Genomic DNA, 23,753 nt, shown 5'->3' with positions numbered 1-23,753 from the left:
CCCCTTGGGGTGTCTTTCGGCCGGATTCGGACAGGGAGCACCTCCGCCGCGGGGAGGGCTGGAGCAGCAGAGGTCCGCCCGGTCCCGGTTCGGTCGCCCCGGCCCCGGCCGGCGGCCCGCCCGCGTGCCCCGACGAAAGCGAACGTCATGCCCCACCCGCACCGCCCCGCCGCAGCCGGCCCCGAGGAGGTGGCCCCGTGACCACCACGGCCACCACCGACGCCGACCTCCCCCAGGTCCACTTCTGGGCCGTCCCCGACCTCACCGGCCTCGACTTCGACCCGCTGCTCGCCAAGCTGCTGCACGAGGACCCCGTCACCCGGGTCCGTCTGCCGCACGGCGAAGGACACGCCTGGCTCGTCACCCGGTACGAGGACGTCAAGTTCGTCTCCGTCGACCCCCGCTTCAGCCGCCAGGCCGTCTGGGGCCGCTCCATCACCCGGGTCGCCCCCCACTTCATCCCGATGGAGGGGGCCGTCGGCTTCGCCGACCCGCCGGACCACACCCGGATGCGGCGCGTCGTCGCCCGCGCCTTCAGCGCCCGCGCCCTGCGCGCCCTGCGCGACCACGCCCAGGACGTCATGGACCGGCTCCTCGACCGCGTCGAGGAACACGGCCCGCCCGCCGACCTCATGGAACTGGTCAACCGGCCCTTCCCGCTCGCCATGGTCAGCGAACTCATGGGCGTACCCGAGGGCGACCAGCCGCTGATGGCCCGCTGGTCCGACACGATCATCTCCGCCGCGGCCGGCCGGGAGGCCAGCGAGCAGGCCAAGGCCGACATGGGCCGCTACTTCACCGAACTCGTCGGCCGCAACCACGGCACCGGCAAGGAGACGCTCGCCGCCGTCCTCGCCGACGCCGTCGACGACGAGACCCTCACCGAGCACGAGGCCGTCGGCCTCGCCGTCCTCATCCAGATCGGCGGCGCCCACGCCGTCCGCAACAACAGCGCCAACATGGTGTACGCGCTGCTCACCCACCCCGAGCACCTCGCCCGGCTGCGCGCCGAACCCGCCCTGGTCCCGCAGGCCGTCGACGAGCTCCTCCGCTACATCCCGCACCGCAACGCCGTCGGCCTCTCCCGGATCGCCCTGGAGGACGTCGAGGTCGGCGGGGTCACCATCCCGGCCGGCGAACCGGTCTACGTGTCCTACCTGACCGCCAACCGCGACCCCGCCGTCTTCCCCGACCCGGACCGGCTCGACTTCGACCGCGGCTACAACCCGCACGTCGCCTTCGGCCACGGACCCCACTACTGCCCGGGCTCCGCCCTCGCCCGCATCGAGTCGGAGATCCTCGTCGAGTCCCTGTGGACCCGCTTCCCCGACCTCCGCCTCGCGGTGCCCGAGGACCAGCTGCGCTGGCAGCGCGGAGCCCTCATCCGCGGCCCCGAGACTCTTCCGGTCACCTGGTGAGAGGAGTCCGCACACCGTGACAGTCACCGCGATCGGACCGAAGGGCGGCCTCGTCGTGCCGCCTGGCCACGGCAAGACCCTCACCACCGCCGCCCAGCACGTCACCTTCAAGGTGACCGGCGAGCACTCCCGTACCGCCTCCACCTTCGAGGTCGTCGTACCACCGGGCTTCGACGTCGGCGCCCACGCCCACGGACACAGCGAGGAACTCTTCTACGTCCTGGAGGGCGAACTCGACGTCCTCGCCTTCGAACCCCTCGTCCGCACCCGCGACAGCTGGCGGGAGTGGGAGTCGTCCTCCGGGCAGCGCGCCGTGCGGGCGACCCGCGGCACCCTGATCCTGGTGCCGCCCGGCTGCCCGCACGCCTTCGCCAACCCCACGGGCGAACCGGCACGCATGCTCTTCCAGGCGTCCCCGCCGCCGGACCACGAGCGGTACTTCGAGGAACTCATGGAGATCCTCGGCTCGGGCGGAGAGGTCGACCACGCGGCCGTCGAACGCCTCAGGATCCGCTACGACATCGACCAGATCACCCCGCTGCGGCACGACGCGGGAAGGACCGAGGGGACACCGGAACCCGCCAAGGCGGCCCGCACCCCCTGAGCCGCCGGCCGAAACCCCGTTGCCCGGCGTCCGGCCCGGTGCTGAAGTGACCCCCATGGAGAACCAGCACGTCCGTGACCTGTACGACCGCCAGATCCGCCGCGAGGCCCGCCCCGACGGGCCGGGCTGCCGGGTCGAGCGGGTCGGCGACGTCGTCCGCCAGACCGGACCCGCGCATGCCTGGAACGGCGTGCTCTGGTCCGGTCTCGACGCGTCCGGCGCCGACGGGGCCATCGCCGGCCAGATCGCCCACTACCGCGCCGCCGGTGTGTCCTTCGAGTGGAAGCTGTACGCGCACGACACCCCCGCCGACCTCGGCGACCGGCTCCTCGCCGCCGGCTTCACCGCCGAGGACCCCGAGACCCTGATGGCCGCCGAAGCCGCCTCGCTGTCCCTGGACGTACCGCTTCCCGAGGGCGTCGAACTCCGCGCGGTGACGGACGAGGCCGGTGTACGCCAGGTGGTCGAGGTCCACGAGCGCGCCTTCGGCACCGACAGCGGCCACATCGGCCGTCAACTCCTCGACCACCTCGCCGCCGACCCGGGCACGGTCACCGCCGTCATCGCCCTCGCGGCCGGCGAACCCGTCAGCGCGGCCCGCCTCGAACTCTGCCCCGGCACCGACTTCGCCGGCCTCTGGGGCGGCGGCACCGTCGAGAGCTGGCGGGGCCGCGGCCTCTACCGCGCCCTCGTGGCCCACCGCACCCGCATCGCGGCCGAGCGCGGCCACCGGTACGTCCAGGTCGACGCCGCCGACACCAGCCGCCCCATCCTCCAGCGCCTCGGCTTCCGCGTCCTCTCCACCACGACCCCGTACATGTACACGGTGTAGACCCGGCGCGGTTCCGGCCGGGTGGTCCCGCAACGGTAGGGTGCCGTCCGGCAACAGCAGAGGTCAGCGTGGGGAGACATGAGTTGATGAGTGGTCAGCAGTCGGGCCGGGGCGGTACGGGCGAGATCTTCCGACCGCTCGCGGCGGACGACCCCACCACGGTCGCGGGATACCGGCTGGCCGCCAAGCTGGGAGCCGGCGGCATGGGCAAGGTGTACCTCTCGTACACGCCGGGCGGCCGGCCCGTGGCGATCAAGCTCATCCGCCCCGAGTTCGGCGAGGACGCCGAGTTCCGCCGCCGTTTCGCCCAGGAGGTGCGCTCCGCGCAGCGCGTGCAGGGACTCTTCACCGCGCCCGTCATCGACGCCGACCCGGAAGGCGCCCAGCCCTGGCTGGCCACCGCCTACGTGCCCGGACCCTCGCTCGCCGACGCGGTCGTCGCGCACGGAGCGCTGCCCGTGGAGACGGTGCTGCTGCTCGTCGCCGGCATGGCCGAGGCCCTGCACGTCATCCACGGCGCGGGGATCGTCCACCGCGACCTCAAGCCGTCCAACGTGCTGCTCGCCTCCGACGGCCCCCGCGTCATCGACTTCGGCATCGCCCACGCCGCCGACGCGACCTCGCTCACCGGCAGCGGCGTCACCATCGGCACCCCGTCGTTCATGGCTCCCGAGCAGGCCGCAGGGCGCAGGGTGACCCCGGCCACGGACATCTTCGCGCTCGGCCAGGTCGCGGCGTACGCGGCGACCGGCCTCCCGGCGTTCGGTGAGGGAACCTCGCACGGCGTGCTGTACCGGATCGTGCACGAGGAACCCGACCTGAGCGCGGTACCGGAGCGCCTGAGCGACCTGGTCAGCCGGTGCCTCGCGAAGGACCCAGAAGCGCGGCCGACGCTCGCCGAGGTCATCCGGCTGTGCCAGGAGGCGAACGCGGCGACGGTGCTCCGACGGCCCGAGGACTGGCTGCCGGGCGCGGTCTCCGCCGAGATCACGGCACGGGCGGCGGCCCCCGCGCCCGCGCAGACACCGCCGCCTCCGACGACCGCGCCCACGGCAGGCCACCCGCCCACCGCGCCGTCGGGCCCGCCCGCCCCCGCGGCCGGTTACGCGCCCACCGCTCCCGGCGCGGCCTACGCGCCCACCGCTCCGGCCAACCCGGCCCCGCCGGCCGCCCCGCCGGGGGCGTACGGGCCTCCCGCGGGTCAGCAGCCGCCCCCGCAGGCCGGGCCGTACGGTCCGCCGCCGCAGCACGGGGCGCCGGTCCACGGAGGGCCGGTCGTCCACGGGGCGCCCGTCCATGGGGCGCCGGTCCACGGAGGGCCGGCCCACGCCTACCCGCCCGTGCAGGGACCCGCCCCCACCCCGTACCAGCACCTCGGCGCCCCCGGCCGGCAGCAGCCCGCTGCCGGGCAGGGCCGGGGCGGGCGGGGGATTCTCGTCGCCGTCGCCGCCGTGCTCGCCTTCGGCCTCGTGGGCGGTCTGACGGCCTACAGCCTGCTGAAGGACAAGGGGCAGGAGACCACGTCGAACGGCGACAACGCGAACGGCGGCAAGCAGACCGGCGGAGGGGGAGGCAGCACGCCGACCACCGGCGGCACCGCCCCGAGTGCGAAGCCCTCGACCGTCACCGACCCGAAGCCCGCCGACTACAAGGCCATCAACCTCACCGCGGGCTACCACCTGACGCTCGGCGACGAGAACGTGCGGCCGCAGAGCGGTGAGGACGGCGGCTACGAACTCTCCTACGACACCGGCGGCTACCTCGACGCCGAGAGCAGCGATGGCAGCCTGGTGCTTCTCGACCCGGGGCAGCAGGGCTCCCTCGCCGTGTGCCGCGCGGAGACCCGGTTCACCCAGGAGGTCTACGTGAACAAGCTGACCACGGGCCGGCAGGTCTGCGTCACGACCGGCAGCGGCCACCTGGGCCTCGTCACCGTCAAGGGCATCTCCCCGGAGGACTCGCCCAGCACGTATCTGACGCTCGACGTGACGGTCTGGCGCAACGCGGTGACCTCCTCGTAGGACGGGGGCGTCAGGACGTCCAGTGCGCGGGGCGCTCGAAACCCTCCGGGAGGCGGGTGGCGGCGTCCCCGCGCGCCGCGTTCAGCTGGGGCTGCGTCAGGAACAGGGCCCCCGTGAGGTCGGCCCCCGACAGATCGGCGTCCCTCAGGTCGGCGCCGATCAGATCGGCCAGGGACAGGTCCGCCCCCGTGAGGTCGGCGGCGATCAGGAGCGCGCCGCGCAGATCGGCGCCACGCAGCTTCGCCCCGCGCAGCCGCTTGCCGACCAGGTCGGCTCCGCGCCGGCTCTTCGGCTTCCCGCCGGCCGTGGCGCGGACCAGCTCGCTCGTCCGCAGCAGCAGCCGGTTCGCGTCGGCGCGCACCTCGGGGACGCGCAACTGCTCCAGCGTGTCCGCCGAAGCCCGGGTGAACTCCTCGACCCGGGCGAGCGTCAGCCGCAGCTCGGGGTGGACCGGCCGGGCCGCGGGCCGGTCCAGCGCCTCCGTCAGGTACCGCAGCAGCTCGTACAGCTGGCGCATCACGTAGAACACGTCGAACATCCGGCTCGCGGTCTCCGGCGCCTCGCGCCAGGACACGCCGCCGAAGGTCACCTGTGAGACCTGCTGGCCGGCGCCGAAGCAGTCGTACACCGTGCAGCCCTGGAAACCGGTGGTCCGCAGCCGGGTGTGGACACCGCAGCGGAAGTCCTCCTGGAGGTTCCGGCAGGGCTCGCCCGGGGCCTTGTTCACGGCGAAGTCGGCCGACTTCGCGAAGGGCAGCGCCACACAGCACAGGCCGAAACAGTTCGCGCAGTCGCCGCGCAGCGCGGGTTGCCGGGTCTCGGGCACGATGGAACGGTTCCTTCGCTGATCGGGGACGGTCCGCCCACCGTATCGCGCGCCCGGACAAACCGATTGCGAAGATCGTCCCGGCCCGGTCAGGATCGGTGTCATGCCGCAATTCACGACGTACGACGGGACCGAACTCGCCTACCGGATCCACGGGGAGGGAGAACCCCTGGTGTGCCTGGCGGGCGGGCCGATGCGCGACGCCGCCTACCTCGGCGACCTCGGGGGACTCGCCGCCCACCGGACCCTGATCCTGCTCGACGCCCGCGGCACCGGGGCGAGCGCCGAGCCCGCCGACCCCGCCACGTACCGCTGCGACCGGCAGGTCGGCGACGTCGAGGCGCTCGCCCCGGTGCCGCGGGCGAGCGCCGAGCCCGCCGACCCCGCCACGTACCGCTGCGACCGGCAGGTCGGCGACGTCGAGGCGCTCCGCGCCCACCTCGGCCTCGACCGGATCGACCTTCTCGGCCACTCCGCCGGCGGGAACCTGGCCACCCTCTACGCCGCCGCCCACCCCGAGCGGATCCGCTCTCTCGTCCTCGTCACCTCCGCGGGCCGCGCGGTCGGCGTCGAGACCACCGACGAGGAGTGGGACAAGGCCGTCGAGATCCTCGCGGACCAGCCCTGGTACCCAGAGGCCCGAGCAGCCCTCGACACGATCGGACCGGACACCCCGCTCCCGCACGTCCTGGAGATCGTCGCGCCCTTCGCCTACGGCCGATGGGACGAAGCCGCCCAGGAGCACGCCGCCGCAGTGCAGCACCAAATGCGCTGGGAGGCCGCCTCCGCCTACCACGGCGAAGGGGCGTACGACCCGGAGCCGACCCGCCACGCGCTCACCCGGCTCGCCGCGCCGGTCCTCGTCCTCGCGGGGGAGTACGACGCGGGTCCCACCCCCGCCAAGGCGGCCGAGGCGGCCTCCTGCTTCCCGCACGCCGAACTCGTCGTCCTGCCCGGCGCCGGACACTTCCCCTGGGTGGACGACGCGGACGCCTTCGTCCGCCCGGTCGCGGCCTTCCTCGACCCGGAGGTCCGTACGGTCACGGTGGACGGCGTACGCCTCGCCTACCGGGTACGGGGCTCCCACGACGCCCCACCGGTCGTCCTGGTCCACGGGCGCGGCGAGAACAGCACCACGTGGACGCACGTCGTGGAGGACCTCGCCGCCGATCACCGGGTGTACGCGGTCGACCTGCGCGGCCACGGACTCAGCGACCGGCCCGGCCACTACGGCTTCGACGTCTTCCGCGACGAACTCGGCGGCTTCCTCAAGGCCCTCGGCCTCACCGGCGCCACGGTCGTCGCCCACTCGATGGGCGCCGGGGCCGCCTGCCTGCTCGCCCAGCGGCAGCCCGGTCTGATCGGCCGGCTCGTCCTGGAGGAGCCGCCGGCCTTCGTCCCCCTCGACCCGCCGCGCCCGCCGGCCGTGCGCCCCGAGGGCCCGCTCGGCTTCGACTGGGGGATCGTCCCGTCCACCGACGCCCAGCTGAACGCCCCCGACCCCGGCTGGCACGCGGGCCTCCCCGCGATCACGGCCCCCACCCTCGTCCTCGCGGGCGGCCCGTCCAGTCATGTCCCCCAGGACCACGTGTCCTCGCTGGCCGCGCGCGTTCCCGACGCCCGCCTCGTCACGATCGAGGCGGGGCATCTCCTCCACACGGACCGGCCCGACGCGTTCCTCGCGGCGGTGCGGGAGTTCGGGCTCTAGGCCCCCGTACGGCCTTCCGTATCCGTATCCGTATCCGTATCCGTATCCGTATCCGTATCCGTATCCGTATCCGCGTCCACGGCCACCGAGCGGGCCCAGCGGTAGTCCGCCTTGCCGCTGGGGGAGCGCTGGATGCGGTCGGTCAGGACCAGCTGGCGGGGGACCTTGTACCCGGCGAGGCGGGGGCGGCAGTGCGTCTGGAGGGACTCCAGGTCCAGCGGCGGGGCGTCGGGGCGGAGCTGGACGACCGCGGCGACGTGGTTGCCCCAGCGGGCGTCGGGGACTCCGGCCACCAGCGCGTCGTACACGTCGGGGTGCGACTTCAGGGCCTGTTCGACCTCTTCCGGGTAGACCTTCTCGCCGCCCGTGTTGATGCACTGGGAGCCGCGCCCGAGGACGGTGACGACGCCCTCCCCGTCCACGGTGGCCATGTCCCCGAGGAGCACCCACCGCACCCCGTCCCGCTCGAAGAAGGTCTCGGCCGTCTTGACGGGGTCGTTGTAGTAGCCGAGCGGCACGTGGCCCCGCTGGGCGAGCCGGCCGACCTCGCCGGGGGCGACCGGGGCACGGGTCGCCGGATCGACCACCTGGGTGCGTTCGTTGACGTGCAGCCGGAAGCCCTTGGCGGGGCCGGAGTCGTCGGTCGCCCGGCCGTTGGAACCCGACTCGGTGGAACCGAAGTTGTTGAGGAGCAGGACGTTCGGCATCAGCTCCTGGAGCTGGCACCGGACGGTGTCGGACATGATCGCGCCGGACGAGGAGAGGCTGAACAGGGCGGAGAGGTCCGTGCCCTCGAGCGGCCCGCGCAGCGCGTCCACCAGGGGACGCAGCATCGCGTCGCCGACCAGGGAGATGCTGGAGACCTTCTCCTTCTCCAGGGTGCGCAGGACTTCCTCGGGGACGTACTTGCGGTGCAGGACGACCCGTTGGCCGTAGTGGAAGGCGATGAACGCGGTCAGGGTGGAGGTGCCGTGCATGAGGGGCGGTGCGGGGAAGAACGTGAGGCCGGCTCCGCCCGCCGCGACCCGCTCGGACAGTTCCTCGGGCCGTTTCACGGGCTCGCCCGAGGGGTCGCCCCCGAAGAGTCCCGCGAAGAACAGGTCCTCCTGGCGCCACAGGACGCCCTTGGGCATCCCGGTCGTGCCGCCGGTGTAGATGATGAAGAGGTCGTCGGCCGAGCGGGGGCCGAAGCCCCGCTCGGGCGAGCCGGATGCCTCCGCCTCGGCGTACGGCACGCAGTCGAGCGGCCCCGCCCCCTCGGGCGGGTTTCCCACGCGTATGAGGTGCCGCAGCTTCTCCGTCTGCGGCAGCGCCGCCGCGACCCGGTCGGTGAACTCGGCGTCGAAGACGAGTGCGGCCAGGTCGGCGTCGCGGTAGAGGTAGACCAACTCCTCTTCCACGTAGCGGTAGTTCACGTTCACCGGCACGATCCGCGCCTTGAGGCAGGCGAGGACGGTCTGCAGGTACTCGACTCCGTTGTAGAGGTGCAGCCCGAGGTGCTCGCCGGGCCGGATCCCCGCGTCCGTGAGGTGGTGGGCGATCCGGTTGGCGGCGGCGTCCAGCCGGGCGTAGGTGAGCCGTCGTTCCGCACCCGTGCCGGGATGGTCGACGTACACCAGCGCCTCGCGGTCGGGAACCACGTCGACGACCGATTCGAACAGGTCGGCAAGGTTGTACTCCACCGTTCCTCCTGACCCCGGTTCGCGCTGACTCGTACGGGTGCGCAGTGACTCGGCGGTCATTAGAGCGCCGACCGGCGGCAGGGGGAAGGGGGTGCGCAGAAGAATCTGACTGAGTGTCAGAAAACTCTTGAACTGGATCCCGCACTCCTGCAACCTGTTCCAGAACTGGAGACGGGAGACCCCCATGGGTGGCACCGAACACCTCGACGTGCGGCGCGAAGGCGCCACGCTCGTACTCACCTTGAACCGGCCCGAGGCCAAGAACGCCCTCTCGCTGCCGATGCTCGTCGGCCTCTACGACGGCTGGCTGGAGGCCGACGCCGACGAAGGCGTCCGCTCGGTCGTCCTGACCGGCGCGGGCGGCGCCTTCTGCGCCGGCATGGACCTCAAGGCCCTGGCAGGAAAGGGCATGGAGGGCGAGGGGTACCGGGACCGGCTGAAGGCCGACCCCGACCTGCACTGGAAGGCGATGCTGCGCCACCACCGCCCCCGCAAACCCGTCATCGCCGCCGTCGAGGGGTACTGCGTCGCCGGCGGCACCGAGATCCTCCAGGGCACCGACATCAGGGTCGCGGCGGCCTCCGCCACCTTCGGCCTCTTCGAGGTCCGGCGCGGCCTCTTCCCCATCGGCGGCTCCACCGTCCGGCTGCCCCGCCAGATCGCCCGTACCCACGCCCTCGAAATGCTGCTCACCGGCCGCCCGTACACCGCGGAGGAAGCCGCCCGCATCGGCCTCGTCGGACGGGTCGTCCCCGACGGCACCGCCCTGGACACGGCCCTCGACATCGCCGAGCGGATCAACGCGTGCGGGCCGCTCGCCGTCGAGGCGGTGAAGGCGTCCGTCTACGAGACGGCGGAGATGACCGAGACGGAGGGCCTCGCGGCCGAACTGAAGCGGGGGTGGCCGATCTTCGACACGGCGGACGCGAAGGAGGGGGCGAGGGCGTTCGCGGAGAAGCGGGCGGCGGTGTACCGGCGGGAGTGACCTGCCCCCACCCCACCCCTTCCCGAAACCGGGGGGCAAGCCCCCAGGCCCCGTACGGCCTTCGGCCGTGCCCTCGAACGCCGGGCGGGCTGGAATCGCCGCCGAATCCAGCCCCGCCGGCGTCTGAGGCGCGGGGTCTGGGGCGGAGCCCCGGTTCGGGAAGGGGCGGGGTGGGGAGAAGGCCCCGCGCAGCGGCCCCCGCCACCCACCCACACGCCCGCCAACGAAGGAGCCGGCCATGACAGCCGCCGCACCCCCGCCCGAGATCCTGCACGCTCCCCTCGTCGTCGAGTTCCCCTTCACCCGCTCCCTCGGCCCCGTCCAGTCCGCGTTCCTCACCGGACTGCGCGAGCGGACCGTGCTCGGTGTCCGCACCGAGGCGGGCGAGGTGCTCGTCCCGCCCGTCGAGTACGACCCCGCCACCGCCGCCGAGCTCCGCGACCTCGTCGAGGTCGGCGCCACCGGCACCGTCACCACCTGGGCCTGGAACCCCGAGCCCCGCCGCGGCCAGCCCCTGGCGACGCCCTTCGCCTGGGTCCTCGTCCGCCTCGACGGCGCCGACACCGCCCTCCTGCACGCCCTCGACGCACCTGGCCCCGAAGCCGTCCGCACCGGACTGCGGGTCCGGATCCGCTGGGCCGCCGAGCGGTCCGGCGCCATCACGGACATCGCCTGCTTCGAGCCGTACGACAGTGACGGCGGCGACAGTGACGGCGGCGACAGCGACGCCGCGCCCGAACCCACCCCGCACACGGGCGCGTTCGAGAACGCCGTCACCGGCATCGTCGCCCCCGCCCGCCTCGACTACACCTACAGCCCGGGCCGCGCCCAGACCCGCTATCTGCACGCGCTCACCGAGCGCCGTACCGTCGGCGAACGCTGCCCGTCCTGCGCCAAGGTGTACGTCCCGCCCCGCGGCGCCTGCCCCACCTGCGGCGTCGCCACCACCGACCAGGTCGAGGTCGGCCCCCGGGGCACCGTCACCACCTTCTGCATTGTCAACATCAAGGCGCGGAACGCCGAGATCGAGGTCCCGTACGTCTACGCCCACATCGCCCTCGACGGTGCGGGGCTCGCCCTCCACGGCCGGATCGCCGGCATCCCCTACGACCAGGTCCGGATGGGCCTGCGCGTCGAGCCCGTGTGGAGCGAGGACGGCCGCTACCCCGACCACTACCGGCCCGCCGGCGAACCCGACGCCGACTACGACACCTACAAGGAGCTGCTGTGACGCCGCACCGGCCCGGCCGCGAGGTGGCGATCGTCGCCTTCGCCCAGAGTGATCACCGCCGCCGCACCGACGACCTCTCCGAGGTCGAGATGGTCATGCCCGTCCTTCACGAGGTGCTCCGGCAGACCGGGCTCAGGACCTCCGACATCGGCTTCACCTGCTCCGGCTCCTCCGACTACCTCGCCGGCCGCGCCTTCTCCTTCACCATGGCCCTCGACGGCGTCGGCGCCTGGCCCCCGATCTCCGAGTCGCACGTCGAGACCGACGGCGCCTGGGCGCTGTACGAGGCCTGGGTGAAGCTCCTCACCGGCGAGGCCGACACCGCCCTCGTCTACGCCTACGGCAAGTCCTCGCCCGGCTCCGTCCGCGACGTCCTCACCCGCCAGCTCGACCCGTACTACCTCGCCCCGCTCTGGCCCGACTCCGTGGCCCTCGCCGCCCTCCAGGCACAGGCGCTCGTCGACGCGGGCGACACCGACGAACCCGCCCTCGCCGCCATCGCCGGCCGGAGCCGCGCCGACGCGGCGGCGAACCCGCACGCCCAGCTGCCCGGCGCCCGTCCCCAGGGCGAGTACGTCGTGCGGCCGCTCCGCACCGGCGACTGCCCGCCCATCGGCGACGGGGCCGCCGCCGTGATCCTCGCCGCCGGGGACCGGGCCCGCGAGCTGTGCGCCAGGCCCGCCTGGATCCGGGGCATGGACCACCGGATCGAGGCCCACTCGCTCGGCGTCCGCGACCTCACCGACTCGCCCTCCACCCGCCTCGCCGCCGAACGTGCCGGAGCCTTCGAGAGGCCCGTCGACACCGCCGAGCTCCACGCGCCCTTCACCTCGCAGGAGGTCGTCCTCGCCAAGGCCCTCGGCCTCGACGACACCGTCCGGATCAACCCCTCCGGCGGAGCCCTCGCCGCCAACCCCGTCATGGCCGCGGGCCTCATCAGGCTCGGCGAGGCCGCCGCCCGCGTCCACCGCGGCGACTCCGACCGCGCCCTCGCGCACGCCACCTCGGGCCCCTGCCTGCAGCAGAACCTCGTCGCCGTCCTGGAAGGGGAGAACCGTGCCTGAGGCTGTGACATCGAAAGAGTGCGTAGCCGTCGTCGGCATCGGCCAGACCAAGCACGTGGCCGCCCGCAGGGACGTGTCGATCGCCGGACTCGTCCGCGAGGCCGCCGTCCGCGCCCTCGCGGACGCCGAGCTGACCTGGGCGGACATCGACGCCGTCGTCATCGGCAAGGCCCCGGACTTCTTCGAGGGCGTGATGATGCCGGAGCTGTACCTCGCCGACGCGCTCGGCGCCGTCGGAAAGCCCATGCTCCGGGTGCACACGGCGGGCTCGGTCGGCGGCTCCACCGCGCTCGTCGCCGCCAACCTGGTCGCCGCCCGCGTCCACCGGACCGTCCTCACCCTCGCCTTCGAGAAGCAGTCCGAGTCCAACGCGATGTGGGGCCTCTCCCTGCCCGTCCCCTTCCAGCAGCCGCTGCTCGCCGGCGCCGGGGGCTTCTTCGCGCCGCACGTCCGGGCCTACATGCGCCGCACCGGCGCCCCGGACACCATCGGCTCCCTCGTCGCGTACAAGGACCGGCGCAACGCGCTTCTGAACCCGTACGCCCACCTGCACGAGCACGACCTCACCCTGGAGAAGGTGCAGGCCTCCCCGATGCTGTGGGACCCGATCCGCTACTCCGAGACCTGCCCGTCCTCCGACGGCGCCTGCGCGATGATCCTCACCGACCGTACGGGCGCGGCCCGTTCACCGCGTCCGCCCGCCTGGGTGCACGGCGGGGCGATGCGCAGCGAACCCACCCTCTTCGCCGGCAAGGACTTCGTCTCGCCGCAGGCGGGCCGGGACTGCGCCGCCGACGTCTACCGGCAGGCCGGTGTCACCGACCCCCGGCGGGAGATCGACGCCGTCGAGATGTACGTGCCGTTCTCCTGGTACGAGCCGATGTGGCTGGAGAACCTCGGCTTCGCCGAGGAGGGCGAGGGCTGGAAGCTCACCGAGGCGGGGGTGACCGAACTCGACGGGGACCTGCCCGTGAACCCCTCCGGCGGGGTCCTCTCCACCAACCCCATCGGAGCATCCGGCATGATCCGCTTCGCCGAGGCCGCCCTCCAGGTGCGCGGTGAGGCGGGCGAGCACCAGGTCGACGGCGCACGCAGGGCCCTCGGGCACGCCTACGGAGGCGGCGCGCAGTTCTTCTCCATGTGGCTCGTGGGGGACACCCCGCCCACGGCCTGAGCCGGAACCCGGACGACGGAGACGCGGTCACGTACGGTGAGATCGACCGCGGTGTACTCACTCACGGTGAACGTTCCGGTCGTCGCCGTCCGGAGTCGCCCGGCGCTCGCATCGCGCGCCGGGGCACGTACCATTGGCCGTATGTCCTTCCTCCGCCGCCGTAGCGCCGCCACACCCGCGGGCCCGGACTTCGACGTCCTGGCCATGGACCCGGGCGACTGGCCCGGCAATCTCGGCGCCGGTCTGCTGCCCGCCCCCGACGGCTCCTGCCAGGGCGTCTTCCTCCGCTACGACCTGTTCGGCGGCCGGGGCCCCGCGATGATCATCGGCAACCTGCCGGAGGGCTCCCCGGCGCGCGAGCTCGGGGACGCCCAGATCCCCTTCGAGGTGGCCCAGCTCCTCGCCGCCCTCGAGAACGACGAGCCGGTCGAGGTCCTCGACACCGAGGACATGCCCGTGATGCAGGGCGACAACCTCCTCATCGTCCGTCGGCTCAAGCTCTCCGAGAGCCGGATCTCCTGCGTCCAGTTCGACCGCAGCGACAACGTCCTGGTGACGATCGCCAGTTGGGACCGGCCGATCACCGACGACCTGTACGCGCTGCTCAAGCCGCTGCCCGCCGAGCTGTTCCAGCAGGGCTGACGGGGGAGCGGGGGCCGATGAGCGCACGCGTCGACAGCTGGGTCTGGGCGGTCCGCCTCACCAAGACCCGGTCCCAGGCCGCCGCGGCCTGCCGGGCCGGACACGTCAAGGTCAACGGCGAGCGGGCCAAGCCCGCCCAGCCGGTGAAGCCCGGCGACGAGGTCCGGATCTTCCACGGCGGCCGCGAGCGGATCGTCGAGGTCAAGGTCCTCCACGCCAAGCGGGTGGGCCCGCCGGTCGCCGTCGAGGCGTACGTGGACAACAGCCCGCCCCCGCCGCCGCGCGAGGAGGTGGCCGTCGCCGCCGTGCGTGACCGGGGCGCGGGCCGCCCGACCAAGCGCGACCGCCGCGAACTCGACGAACTGCGCGGCCGGCGCGCCTGACGCGAGCCTGGACGAGGCCGCCTCCGGGAGACTTCCGGAGGCGGCCTCCCGCGTGTCAGCGCGCCGCGGAGCCGATCAGCGAGGCCACCCGCGCCGCGGAGGTCCCGATCCCGGTCGGCCCCCGGCCGATCAACGGGGTCCCGCTGCCCTCGTGGACGTCCTCGGCGCGGTAACGCCGCACGCTCCGGTGCCAGTTGAGGATCCCCGCGAGCCAGTCCTCCAGCTCCCGCAGATACGCCTCGAAGGCCTCCCTGCCCTGCTGGTCGAGCGCGAAGTCCGCGTAGAGCAGCGGTACTTCGTTCTTCTTCAGGTGCTCGTACTGGCGCAGCCGGCCCCGCATCAGGTCGTCGACCATCGACACCGCCGTCGGGTAGTCGCAGTCGAAGAACTTCTGCAGCACCAGCACGCCGTTGTGCACCTCGCCCTCGACCTCGATCTCCTTCTGGTACGAGAAGAGGTCGTTGAGGAGCGTCGCGTAGTCCGCGACCGAGTGCTCGAGGGCGCGGACCGTGCCCGTCGCGTAGACCTCGGGCGGCAGCGCCTCCGTGTGCCGCAGCCGGCACAGCAGCATCGTCAGCTCGGAGCCGAAGGTGGTGCGGCGCATCTCGATGTAGTCCACCGGGTCGGGCACCCGGTGCTGCGCCTGGTTGTGCAGCTCCCACAGCCAGCTGTCCAGCATCGCGTCGAGGGCGACCCTGAGCTGGGACCGGGCATCAGGACCCATCGGGCCCGAGGTGCGGGCCCAGAGGTCGGCGAGGGAGACCTCCATGGGGTGGACGGCGTGCGTCCGCCCGGCCCCCGGATCGTCCACCGGCATACAGGACTTGAGCCGCTCCGTGAACCGCTTCGCGCCCGCCAGGTCGCGCGGCCGGCCGAAGACGAGGGGGTAGTAGTCGTCGCCGTACGTCCCCCAGGTGAGCCACTCGGCGCTGAGCTCCAGCTCCTCCAGGGTGGCGTCCGGGTCGAGCCCCGCCGAGCACAGCGCGAGGTCGAAGCCGTCCATCATCGGGCGGTCCCAGATGTCGTCGAGGAGCCCCATCCGCTCGGCCCAGTCCTCGGAGAGCCGCTTCGCCTCCCGGTGGTGCGGGCTGAGCGTCAGCGGGTACGGCAGGTCGAACTCCGGCAGCAGCGAGGGCCCGACGTGCTCATGCGGCACATGGGTGAGGGTGCGCAGCCGGGAGGCCGCGGGCCGGCCGAAGAGGGTGCGGATGTCGAGGGCGGAGGTGCCGATGACCCCGTCCAGGCGCGAGGGGCCCGCGACCATGCCCTCGTTCATGTACCGACTGGAGCGCATGTGCCACTCGTGACCGCCGGACTGCCAGTCCTGCAGGCCCTTCGCGTACGCCGCCACGGCCGCGCACTCCGCCGGGGTCAGGCCCTTCTCGGCGGCGAGCAGCGGCACCTCGGTCAGGGCCGTGTTCTCGAACTGCTGGAGCCGTGAGGTCAGCAGGTCGTTGACGGCGTTCGCCGCCTCCTGGGTCGTACAGCCGAGGAAGCGCTCCAGGACCAGGACGCCGTTGCTGTTCTCGCCCTCGTCCTCCACCTCGCGCTGGTACGAGAAGAGGTCGTTGCGCAGGTGGACGGCGTCGGAGAAGGCGTCCTTGAGCACCCGCAGCGGCCGCGAGTAGGCGACCTGGGTCGGCACCTCCGCGCCCGCCGCGTACTCGACGAGACCGGCCGACCAGGGCGCCCCGCCCACCTTGCGGCGCATCTCGATGTACTCGACGGGGTTGGCGACGCGCCCCTCGTTGATGTTGTCGAGCTCCCAGAGCGACTCGTAGAGCAGGTGCTCCGTCGCCTCCGCGAACCGCACCCGCCAGCCCTCCGACATCGAGGGGACGGTCCGCCGCCAGAGGTCGGCGAGGCCCGCCTCGACGGGGTTGACGGGCTCGGGCATGCCCGCCGCCGGGTCCGCCGGCATGAACAGCGGCAGCCGGTCCAGATACGTCTTGCCGCCCGCCCGGTCCTGGGTCCGCTTGAACACCTCCAGGAAGTGGTCGTCGAAGAAGAAGACCCAGGTGTACCAGTCCGTGACGAGGTTCAGGGCCTCCTCGTCGCAGTCGGGATGCGTGTACGCGCAGAGCAGCGCGTAGTCGTGGGAGTCGAGGTCGTGCTGCTCCCAGACCCCCGAGCCCTCCAGCATCCCCATCTCCCGCGCCCAGTCACGGGTGTGCGTGCGGGCGGCTTCCACGTGGGGATTGAGCCGCGCCGGATACGGAACATAGAAATCCGGCATAACGAAGGGCTGAGGCATGTGCGGAGAGGCCTTCCGGTGAGCGTGCGCTGTGTCCGGCCCACCTTTACCCGTCGCCCGTACGGCGCACGCGATCTCCTGAATAGTCCTATGAACGCCGAAGGGATGGCGTCGGACAGGCGATCCGGCACCACCCCGCACCTTTCGGCCACCCCACCGTCAGGACTGGGAAACCCGCACGTCAGCAGCCTTCACGAAGGCCACCCGATGGCCGAACTGGATCTGGTAGTACTCCTCCTGGCCGCGAACGACCCGATGGCCGCTGCTGTCGAACACGGGCGCGAAGTAGTACTCGCCCGGGGTCCTGTCGCCCACCACGTACCGCTGACCGGCGAGGAGCCGGTACGACAGCGGCGACACCGCCTGCACCGGAACACCCGCCGGGTATGCCGAGGCCTCCGGATAGGCCCGCCCGTACACCGGCACCGACGCCAGCCCCTCCCGGGGGGTCAGTACGAGACCCCGCGCGTTCACCGCGGTCGGCTCCTTCCCCGGGTTGTGGAACCACCCCCGCTGCCCGAGGTACCAGATCGCCGTCCAGTCGCCCCGGCGCTCCGCCACCGCGTAGCTCTGCCCCGTCGAGGCACGCGCCCCGGTGTCGTTGACCCCGGTGGTCGAGTCCTGCCCGCCCGGCCGCAGACCGATGTCCTTCACCAGGGGCGCGTCGGCGCTCGGCGCGGTGTGCAGACGCACCGCCCCGCTGCCGTGCGGCGCGCACACGACGCCCGCCGTCGCACAGCCCGTGTAGACCGGCCGGTGCGCGCCGTAGTCGGGCCTGATCGTCACCACGCCCGCGTCCGGACCCGCGCTCGGGGTGATCGGACGGCCGAGGAGCCGGAAGTAGTGCGCCCAGTCCCAGTACGGCCCCGGGTCCGTGTGCATGCCCCTGATGTTGGCCGTGACCGTACCGGGCACGTTGTCGTGCCCCAGGACGTGCTGGCGGTCGAGGGGGATGTCGTACCGTGCCGCGAGGTACCGCACGAGCCGGGCCGACGTCCGGTACATGGCCTCCGTGTACCAGGAGTCGGGCGAGGTGAGGAAGCCCTCGTGCTCGAGCCCCACCGACTTGGCGTTCACGAACCAGTTGCCCGCGTGCCAGGCCACGTCCTTCAGCGGCACGTGCTGGGCGATGTGTCCGTCGGAGGAGCGCAGCGAGTACTGCCAGGACACGTACGTCGGGTCCCGCACCAGGTCGAGCGTGGTGTTCCAGTCGGCCTCCGTGTCGTGGACCACGATGTAGTCGATCGACTGGGCGGAGGGCCGGTTCGCCTTGTCGTGGTTGCCGTAGTCGCCGTCGCCGAACTCCTCGTACGGCGCCGGCATCCACTCGCAGGCCACCGTGGGCGGACACTCCACGGGACCGGCGGCGGGCCGGCGCAGCCCGAGGGCGGCCACCTGCTCCGTGACCGGCGCCACCGCCGGATCGGCCTCGAGCGTCACCCGCTGCCCGCTGTCCGTCGTCCGGGACTCGCCACCGCGGATCACGTCGAACACGTCGTTCGCGTACGTCGCCGCCGTGGCCGAGTCGTCCGCGCCCGAGTACCGCGCCACCGCCCCGTACCAGTCCGCCGGGTCGACGCTCGCCGGGAGGCCCGCCTCCCGCTGCGCGGCGGCGAGCAGCGCCGCCCCGCCCTCGATGTTCGCCGCCGTGTCGGTCCGCAGCTCCTCGGCCGGGATGCCGGACACGGCGGAGGCCCGTTCCAGGGTCCGCAGCCGCGCGGGCAGCGCCGCCGCCGGGACCGCCTCCGCCCCGGAGCGTTCCGGGCGCTCGGAGCGCTCCGGGCGCGAGGAGTCGCCGCGCGGGTCCTCCGCACCCTCCGAGTGGTGCGGGACGGCGCCGGCGAGGGCCGTCACCGCGTCCGTCAGATGCATCGGCCCGTAGCCGCCGGTCACGCTCGGCGCACCGCCGTGGCCGTCCCAGCGCGACTGGAGGTACGAGACGGCGAGCAGCACGCTCTCGGGCACGCCGTGACGCGCGGCCGCCCGCGCGAACTGCGCCTGGAGCGAACCCGCGTCGGGCACCCCGGCGCCGGCCGGCGGGGCGGCGGAGAGCAGGGGGAGCAGCAGGGCGGCGGACGCGACGGCGCCCACCGACTTCGGCAGTCGACGCGAGGTCGTACGTCCGGGGGACGCGGAACGGAGCAAGGCAGCCTCCAGGGGCGGGGGGTGACACCGGGGCGTGCGGGACCGAACCCGTACAGGGGTATCGGCTCCCGGACGATCCGTCAATCACGCCCGCGCGCATGCAAGTTCCCACGTCAGAGCGGGAATGGAGGCCATATGGCGGAGTTTCACGCAGATGGGTCCCGGGCCTGGGACGCGTCAGTGGAGTGGACCATTGGGGCACGCCGCCACCAAGCCGGTGACGTACACGCGCTGAGACGGGGGCCGGTGCGCCGCGTCCCGGTGTGTCGGCACCGGGCGCACGGCCCACCCTCCCCCGTGTCACCGGTCGGGTCCGCCTTTCAGCGTGTCCCGACCGCCGCGCGCACGGCCCGCCGTGCCATGGCGCAGTCGTCGTGCAGCCGCCTCAGGAGCAGCCGCTGTTCCTCACCGGGAGCGAGCGCCCCCGTGGGTACCTGCACGGTTCCGGCCGGCGGTGCCTCCTTCATGGTGCGCTGCACCGCCGTCTCGTAGGTCCGGATCTCCCGCGTCAGCACGATCATCAGGTTCACCAGGAAGGCGTCTCGGGACGCCGGCCCGGCCTGCTGGGCGAGCTGACTGATCTGGCGCCGGGCCAGCGGCGCGTCGGCGAGCACCGCCCACAGCGTCGCCAGGTCGTAGCCGGGCAGGTACCAGCCCGCGTGCTCCCAGTCGACGAGCACCGGTCCCGCGGGGGAGAGGAGGATGTTGGAGAGCAGGGCGTCACCGTGACAGAACTGGCCCATGCCCTGACGGCCACCGGCCTGCGCCAGACCGTGCAGCAGCTTCTGCAGGTCGTCCCTGTCCCGGTCGGTGAAGAGCCCGAGCTCGTGGTAGCGCGCGATCCGCGTCCCGTAGTCCAGCGGGGCGTCGAAGGTGCCGGCCGGCGGCCGCCAGGCGTTGAGCCGGGCGACCGCGCCGAGCGCGGCCCGCACGTCGGCCCGCGGCGGCGCCTCGACGGGGTGGCGCGAGAGCGCCGCCGCCCGTCCGGGCATCCGCTCGATCACGAGCGTGCAGTTCTCCGGGTCCGCGGCGATCAGCCGCGGCGCCCGCACCGGCGGACGGTGCCGGACGAAGGAGCGGTAGGAAGCTATCTCGTGCCGGAACCGCTCGACCCACGCGGGGGAGTGGTCCAGTAAACACTTCGCGACCGCCGTGGTCCGCCCGGTCGTCCCGACGATCAGTACGGAACGCCCGCTGCGCCGCAGCACCTGCACCGGGTTGAACTCCGGGCAGATGCGGTGGACCGAGGCGATCGCCATCTTCAGCTGCGCCCCCTGGGGGCCGGACAGGTCGATTCTCCCGCTGATCGGCTGCGTTCCGGTGCCTCCCGTCCAACGCCTCGGCCTGACGGCCTGGGGGGCGGGGGCGAGGTACGGTCCGGCACCGGCCTGGACGATGCGGTGCTGCGGCCGGGGCGGGGCGGACACGGAGGACGATGCTGTGTACATGGAGGTGACAGATCCCTTCGTGCGCCGATGAGTTGCGTGCGTCGCCCCGCCCGCCCCCGGGTCCGCACCCTGGGGAATGAGGGCCGGTCGGCGGGGCGGGGTGGCGCGTTCCTACCTGACACCCGCGCGTGGGTGGCGGAACATCGGGCGCACCCTGGCGAACCCTGGCGAATAGTCGCCAGCCCTATGACACGGGGTTACTGTCAACTCAGCCGAGAACCTGGGGGCTTAGACGTGACCGGACAAACCAACACCCGCCTGGCAGACCTGTTCGGCCTGGCCGGCTGGTCCAAGGGCGAACTCGCGAGACTCGTCAACCGGCAGGCGGCGGCCATGGGCCACCCCCAGCTGGCGACCGACACCTCGCGGGTGCGGCGCTGGATCGACCGCGGTGAGATCCCGCGCGATCCCGTCCCCCGGGTGCTGGCAGCACTGTTCACCGAGCGACTCGGCCGTGTCGTGACCATCGAGGACCTCGGGTTCGTACGACACGGGCGCGCTGGAAGACGGCAGGACGTCAGGAAGACGGAGAACCCTGACGGGCTGCCCTGGGCACCCGATCGTACGGCGGCGGTCCTCACCGAATTCACGGGAATGGACCTCATGCTCAACCGACGCGGCCTGGTGGGCGCGGGTGCCGCGCTTGCCGCCGGCTCCGTACTCAGCAATGCCATGAACGACTGGCTGCAGACCGACCCCGCCCGCCCGGGCACCGCCCCACGGGCCACCGACCCCCTTCACGCCGACCCCGCCGGGTTCGACCGCTACGAGGCCGCCCCCATCGGGTCCCAGGAGATCGAGGCCCTGGAGCACTCGGTGGAGGTGTTCCGCCGCTGGGACGCCTCCCGGGGCGGCGGACTCCAGCGGAAGGCCGTGGTGGGCCAGCTCAACGAGGTGGGCGGCATGCTCGCCTACCGCCACGCCGACCACCTCCAGCGGCGCCTGTGGGGCGTCGCCGCCAACCTGGCCGTCCTGGCCGGCTGGATGTCGCACGACGTGGGCCTCGAACCCACCGCGCAGAAGTACTTCGTGATCGCCGCGCACGCGGCCCGCGAGGGCGGCGACCGGCCCCGGGCCGGCGAGGCTCTGTCCCGTGCCGCCCGGCAGATGGTGCACCTGGGCAGGCCCGACGACGCCCTCGACCTCATGAAGGTGGCCATCGACGGTTCCGGCGAGCGGGTGCTGCCCAGGACCCAGGCCATGTTCCACACCATCGAGGCCTGGGCGCAGGCCTCGATGGGCCGCGGGCAGGCCATGCGCCGCACCCTCGGCGAGGCCGAGGAACTGTTCGTGTCCGACCGGCGCGACGAGAAGACGCCGAGCTGGATGCAGAACTTCGACGAGGCCGACATGCACGGGATGCAGGCGCTCGCCTACCGCACCCTCGCGGATCACGACCCGACGGCGGCGGTTCCCGCCCAGCGTCACGCCAGGCTGGCGCTCGAGCTGCGACGCGACGGCCACGACCGCTCGAAGCTGTTCGACCACATCTCGCTCGCCTCGGCCTGCTTCATCGCCGACGACCCGGAGCAGGCCGACCGGTACGCCCGGCTCGCCCTGATGTCCATGGGGAAGACCTCGTCCCACCGGACCTGGGACCGGCTGCGGGAGATGTACCGGCTCACCGGGCAGTACGCCGGCTACACGAAGATCGAGCACCTGCGCGAGGAGATCGAGCTGGCACTTCCCACGTCCCCGGTCAACCGGCCGAGGACGGGGCAGGCCTGAAAGGGCCCCGACTCAGGGGCTCTTGGGGAAGTCCGCGGGCGTGTACGTCAGTCGATCGGCGAGCAGCCGTGACGAGCTGACGGCTGCCCGGTAGCCGTCGACTTCCCTTCCCGCAGCAGCGGTTCAGCGCCCGACCCGGGCGACCATCACGCAGGCGTCGTCCTCGCGGAGCTCCTCGCCGAACTCCTCGATCACCGCGCGCACACCGTCGTGGGCGTCCCGCGCCCCGGCAAGCCGCCGACCGAGGGCGAGCAGTCGTCGCGTACCCGCGTCGTCGCCCGTGCCGCCGCCTCGGGTCAGCCCGTCGGTGTGCAGGACGAGCACGTCGCCGGGGAGCAGTCGGGTCTCGGTCTCGCCGTACTCGGCACCTGTCGTGGCCCCGAGGAGGACGCCCTCGGGCCGCCGCAGCACGTGCCCCCTTCCGTCGCGGAACAGCAACGGGGCGGGGTGGCCGGCCTGCGCCCAGGTCAGTGTCTGGGCGACGGGGTCGTAACGGCAGCACATCGCGCTCCCGAGCGCGGGTTGGACGGAGGTGTCCAGGAGCTGGTTCAGATGGCCCATCAGCGCGGCGGGGCGGATCCCGGCGAAGGCCATGCCGCGCAGCGCGCCGAGGAGCATGGCCATGGAGGAGGTCGCGGCGACCCCGTGACCGGTCAGATCACCGACGGTGAGCAGCGCGTCCCCGTCGGGCAGGGCCAGCGCGTCGTACCAGTCGCCGCCGATGAGGCCGGTGCTGGCCGCGGGGAGGTAGTGGGCGGCCACGTCCAGCGGGGCGGGGCCGTCGTGGGCGAACCGGAGCGAGCCGCGCCACGGCGGGAGCACCGCCTCCTGGAGCTCGACGGCGACCCGTCGCTCGGTCTGCTCGACGCGGCGGCTGTGCTCCAGGTTGTCCACGCTCTCCCGGACGGCCCGCTGGCTGCGCCGCAGTTCGCTGACGTCGCGGAGGACGGCCCACATGGAGGCGGTGCAGCCGTCGGCGTCGAGGACGGGCTCGCCCGTCATGTGCACCGTGCGGACCCGTCCGTCGGTCCGCACGATCCGGAACTCGCCGTCGATCGGCTTCCCGTCGATCAGACAGTCCGTCACCATGGCCTGGAGGAGAGGCTGGTCCTCGGCGAAGACCATCGTGGGCATCTCGTCCAGCGACATCGGGCCGGCCTCGCGCGTACGTCCGAAGATCTGGAACAGCTCTTCGGACCAGCTGACCTCGTCGGTGAGCAGGTTCCACTCGGCGCTGCCGACGCGGGAGAGCAGCGAGCCGGTGGGGGCCGGGGGGACCTCGCCGTACGCGGTGCCGGGGTCGGTCGCCAGGGCGGAGCCGAGGACGGCTTCGTGGCCGGCCTGGTCCGTGGTGGCGGTCTCGTCAGGGACGCCCGCGCGGAGCTGCCCCAAGTGGGCGCCGAGGTCGTCGAGTTGGTGGACCGCGAGGTCGCAGAGGGCGCGCTGCCAGCGCTGCTGGGGGTCGTCGTCGTCCATCACGGCGTCCTGGCGCACGGCGACGAGCTCGCCGCGCAGGCGGCGGGTCTGCGAGATCAGCGCGTCCACCGCGCCCGGCTCCGGCTGCTGGGCGGGGCGATCCGCGAACAGGGGGGACGGCATGTCGTACTC

The 23,753-nt window shown here is 73.0% G+C and carries 18 protein-coding genes; 12 read left to right on the top strand and 6 right to left on the bottom strand.

The genetic code is table 11. The annotated features are described in order from the left end of the window. Positions 1–197: 197 nt before the first annotated feature. The 4 genes from ACIA8N_RS28715 to ACIA8N_RS28700 all read left to right on the top strand — a co-directional run bounded on the left by ACIA8N_RS28715 (position 198) and on the right by ACIA8N_RS28700 (position 4,875). Positions 198–1,418 carry a cytochrome P450 gene (locus tag ACIA8N_RS28715; protein WP_365781363.1) on the top strand — a complete coding sequence of 407 codons (1,221 nt, stop codon included), beginning with the start codon at positions 198–200 and terminating at the stop codon, positions 1,416–1,418. Between the two features lie 16 nt (positions 1,419–1,434). Then, entirely contained in the window at positions 1,435–2,022 is a 588-nt protein-coding gene (locus ACIA8N_RS28710) for a cupin domain-containing protein (protein ID WP_365781365.1), read from the top strand. Positions 2,023–2,077: 55 nt separating this feature from the next. Beyond that, positions 2,078–2,854 (top strand): GNAT family N-acetyltransferase, encoded by a 777-nt coding sequence (locus ACIA8N_RS28705; RefSeq protein WP_365781367.1) that lies wholly within the window; start codon positions 2,078–2,080, stop codon positions 2,852–2,854. An 86-nt stretch (positions 2,855–2,940) separates the two neighbouring features. Next, the gene (locus ACIA8N_RS28700; protein WP_365781369.1) at positions 2,941–4,875 is read left to right on the top strand and encodes a serine/threonine-protein kinase; all 1,935 of its coding nucleotides are present in this window, start codon (positions 2,941–2,943) and stop codon (positions 4,873–4,875) included. Between the two features lie 10 nt (positions 4,876–4,885). Here the strand turns inward: ACIA8N_RS28700 and ACIA8N_RS28695 are convergent, their stop codons facing one another. Further along, the gene (locus ACIA8N_RS28695; RefSeq protein ID WP_365781371.1) at positions 4,886–5,701 is read right to left on the bottom strand and encodes a pentapeptide repeat-containing protein; all 816 of its coding nucleotides are present in this window, start codon (positions 5,699–5,701) and stop codon (positions 4,886–4,888) included. 103 nt (positions 5,702–5,804) lie between these two features. Here ACIA8N_RS28695 and ACIA8N_RS28690 point away from each other — a divergent pair, with 103 nt between their 5' ends. Then, entirely contained in the window at positions 5,805–7,409 is a 1,605-nt protein-coding gene (locus ACIA8N_RS28690; RefSeq protein WP_399416817.1) for an alpha/beta fold hydrolase, read from the top strand. Here the strand turns inward: ACIA8N_RS28690 and ACIA8N_RS28685 are convergent. Next, positions 7,406–9,091, bottom strand: coding sequence for an acyl-CoA synthetase (locus ACIA8N_RS28685; RefSeq protein WP_365781375.1), 1,686 nt, complete (start codon positions 9,089–9,091; stop codon positions 7,406–7,408). The two genes, ACIA8N_RS28690 and ACIA8N_RS28685, sit on opposite strands and share 4 nt — an antisense overlap. 184 nt (positions 9,092–9,275) lie before the next feature. On the opposite strand from ACIA8N_RS28685, the gene ACIA8N_RS28680 reads away from it, so the two are divergent. The 6 genes from ACIA8N_RS28680 (at position 9,276) to ACIA8N_RS28655 (ending at position 14,570) form a co-directional block, all read left to right on the top strand. Then, a complete protein-coding gene (locus tag ACIA8N_RS28680) occupies positions 9,276–10,076 on the top strand; it encodes a crotonase/enoyl-CoA hydratase family protein (RefSeq protein ID WP_365781377.1) in 801 nt (266 codons plus the stop codon). A gap of 238 nt (positions 10,077–10,314) precedes the next feature. Further along, entirely contained in the window at positions 10,315–11,307 is a 993-nt protein-coding gene (locus ACIA8N_RS28675) for an OB-fold domain-containing protein (RefSeq protein WP_365781379.1), read from the top strand. After that, on the top strand, positions 11,304–12,371 hold the full coding sequence (locus ACIA8N_RS28670) for a thiolase domain-containing protein (protein ID WP_030205689.1): 1,068 nt from the start codon (positions 11,304–11,306) through the stop codon (positions 12,369–12,371). Before ACIA8N_RS28675 ends, ACIA8N_RS28670 begins: the two co-directional genes overlap by 4 nt. Before the next feature lie 4 nt (positions 12,372–12,375). Beyond that, positions 12,376–13,545 carry a thiolase domain-containing protein gene (locus ACIA8N_RS28665; RefSeq protein ID WP_365781381.1) on the top strand — a complete coding sequence of 390 codons (1,170 nt, stop codon included), beginning with the start codon at positions 12,376–12,378 and terminating at the stop codon, positions 13,543–13,545. A 141-nt stretch (positions 13,546–13,686) separates the two neighbouring features. Continuing rightward, a complete protein-coding gene (locus tag ACIA8N_RS28660) occupies positions 13,687–14,187 on the top strand; it encodes a hypothetical protein (RefSeq protein ID WP_365781383.1) in 501 nt (166 codons plus the stop codon). Between the two features lie 17 nt (positions 14,188–14,204). After that, the gene (locus ACIA8N_RS28655; protein WP_365781386.1) at positions 14,205–14,570 is read left to right on the top strand and encodes an RNA-binding S4 domain-containing protein; all 366 of its coding nucleotides are present in this window, start codon (positions 14,205–14,207) and stop codon (positions 14,568–14,570) included. Positions 14,571–14,625: 55 nt separating this feature from the next. On the opposite strand, the gene ACIA8N_RS28650 is transcribed toward ACIA8N_RS28655, so the two are convergent. The 3 genes from ACIA8N_RS28650 to ACIA8N_RS28640 all read right to left on the bottom strand — a co-directional run bounded on the left by ACIA8N_RS28650 (position 14,626) and on the right by ACIA8N_RS28640 (position 20,417). Beyond that, positions 14,626–16,824, bottom strand: coding sequence for a germacradienol/geosmin synthase (locus tag ACIA8N_RS28650; RefSeq protein WP_365781388.1), 2,199 nt, complete (start codon positions 16,822–16,824; stop codon positions 14,626–14,628). 159 nt (positions 16,825–16,983) lie between these two features. Beyond that, positions 16,984–18,915, bottom strand: coding sequence for an N-acetylmuramoyl-L-alanine amidase (locus ACIA8N_RS28645; protein ID WP_365781433.1), 1,932 nt, complete (start codon positions 18,913–18,915; stop codon positions 16,984–16,986). A gap of 374 nt (positions 18,916–19,289) precedes the next feature. Then, on the bottom strand, positions 19,290–20,417 hold the full coding sequence (locus ACIA8N_RS28640) for an aminoglycoside phosphotransferase family protein (protein ID WP_365781391.1): 1,128 nt from the start codon (positions 20,415–20,417) through the stop codon (positions 19,290–19,292). Between the two features lie 234 nt (positions 20,418–20,651). Here ACIA8N_RS28640 and ACIA8N_RS28635 point away from each other — a divergent pair, with 234 nt between their 5' ends. Further along, positions 20,652–22,145 (top strand): hypothetical protein, encoded by a 1,494-nt coding sequence (locus ACIA8N_RS28635; protein ID WP_365781393.1) that lies wholly within the window; start codon positions 20,652–20,654, stop codon positions 22,143–22,145. A gap of 123 nt (positions 22,146–22,268) precedes the next feature. On the opposite strand, the gene ACIA8N_RS28630 is transcribed toward ACIA8N_RS28635, so the two are convergent. Further along, a complete protein-coding gene (locus tag ACIA8N_RS28630; RefSeq protein WP_365781395.1) occupies positions 22,269–23,744 on the bottom strand; it encodes a SpoIIE family protein phosphatase in 1,476 nt (491 codons plus the stop codon). Positions 23,745–23,753 lie beyond the last annotated feature (9 nt).

Source organism: Streptomyces sp. NPDC051822 (genome assembly GCF_044452745.1).
Lineage (GTDB): Bacteria > Actinomycetota > Actinomycetes > Streptomycetales > Streptomycetaceae > Streptomyces.
This window is presented reverse-complemented; position numbering and strand designations above follow the sequence as displayed.

Excerpts from the sequence above, each read along its gene's own strand:
- ACIA8N_RS28705 (WP_365781367.1), top strand. The coding sequence starts at position 2,078 with ATGGAGAACCAGCACGTCCGTGACCTGTACGACCGCCAGATCCGCCGC.
- ACIA8N_RS28680 (WP_365781377.1), top strand. The coding sequence starts at position 9,276 with ATGGGTGGCACCGAACACCTCGACGTGCGGCGCGAAGGCGCCACGCTC.
- ACIA8N_RS28655 (WP_365781386.1), top strand. The coding sequence starts at position 14,205 with ATGAGCGCACGCGTCGACAGCTGGGTCTGGGCGGTCCGCCTCACCAAG.
- ACIA8N_RS28700 (WP_365781369.1), top strand. The coding sequence starts at position 2,941 with ATGAGTGGTCAGCAGTCGGGCCGGGGCGGTACGGGCGAGATCTTCCGA.
- ACIA8N_RS28675 (WP_365781379.1), top strand. The coding sequence starts at position 10,315 with ATGACAGCCGCCGCACCCCCGCCCGAGATCCTGCACGCTCCCCTCGTC.
- ACIA8N_RS28640 (WP_365781391.1), bottom strand. The coding sequence starts at position 20,417 with ATGTACACAGCATCGTCCTCCGTGTCCGCCCCGCCCCGGCCGCAGCAC.
- ACIA8N_RS28660 (WP_365781383.1), top strand. The coding sequence starts at position 13,687 with ATGTCCTTCCTCCGCCGCCGTAGCGCCGCCACACCCGCGGGCCCGGAC.
- ACIA8N_RS28690 (WP_399416817.1), top strand. The coding sequence starts at position 5,805 with ATGCCGCAATTCACGACGTACGACGGGACCGAACTCGCCTACCGGATC.
- ACIA8N_RS28650 (WP_365781388.1), bottom strand. The coding sequence starts at position 16,824 with ATGCCTCAGCCCTTCGTTATGCCGGATTTCTATGTTCCGTATCCGGCG.
- ACIA8N_RS28630 (WP_365781395.1), bottom strand. The coding sequence starts at position 23,744 with ATGCCGTCCCCCCTGTTCGCGGATCGCCCCGCCCAGCAGCCGGAGCCG.